This is a genomic window from Prevotella sp. oral taxon 317 str. F0108 (assembly GCF_000162415.1).
In the GTDB taxonomy this organism is placed as follows: Bacteria; Bacteroidota; Bacteroidia; order Bacteroidales; family Bacteroidaceae; genus Prevotella; species Prevotella conceptionensis.
The window spans coordinates 1-735 of record NZ_GG740114.1 but is presented as its reverse complement, the minus strand read 5'-3'; the positions used below and the strand labels follow the sequence as shown (position 1 = coordinate 735).

Genomic DNA, 735 nt, shown 5'->3' with positions numbered 1-735 from the left:
TCTTCGGGCGGACCCTCCGGGCGTATTGGCCCACCGAGGAAGGCTTCGGCAGCATGGGCCTATATAATAAAGGAGTGGGCGACCTGCAAGCCACCACCGAATACGACGCCTACGACCGCCCCACCAAGGTGACGCTGCCCGACGGGGCGACCACGACGACGGCCTACGCCATCGTGGACCACGACGGCGAACCGATGCTCGAGACGCGTGTCACCGATGCGCTGGGCAGGCACGCCGAAAGCTACACCGACGAGAAGGGGCGCAACCGGGAGACGGTGCAGCACGCAGCAAGCGGCGACGTGCGGGTGAAATACGGCTACGATGCCGTGGGGCAAGTGCTCACGGTGCATCACCCCAACGGCAAGACAGCCACCTACCAATACGACCTGCTGGGGCATAAGCTCAAAGTGAACCATCCCGACGCGGGAGAGGTGACCTGCACCTACGACGCCGCGGGCAACCTGCTCACCAAGCTCACGGCGGAACTGAAGAAGACCATCTCCGACAAGGCCTCCATCACCTACACCTACGACTACGAACGGCTGAGCGAGGTGCTCTATCCCAAGAACCTCTTCAACCGCGTGACCTACACCTACGGCAAGCCCGGGGCCAAATACAACCGCGCAGGAAGGCTCGTGCTGGTGGAGGACGCCTCGGGCGGCGAGGCCTACTACTACGGCAACCAGGGCGAGGTGGTGAAGACGGTTCGCTCGGTGATGGTGAGCCAGGCCGACG

At 63.8% G+C, this 735-nt stretch carries 1 pseudogene; it reads left to right on the top strand.

The window, feature by feature from the left end:
- Window positions 1-735, top strand: a pseudogene (locus HMPREF0670_RS15155) (RHS repeat domain-containing protein); the annotation flags it as partial.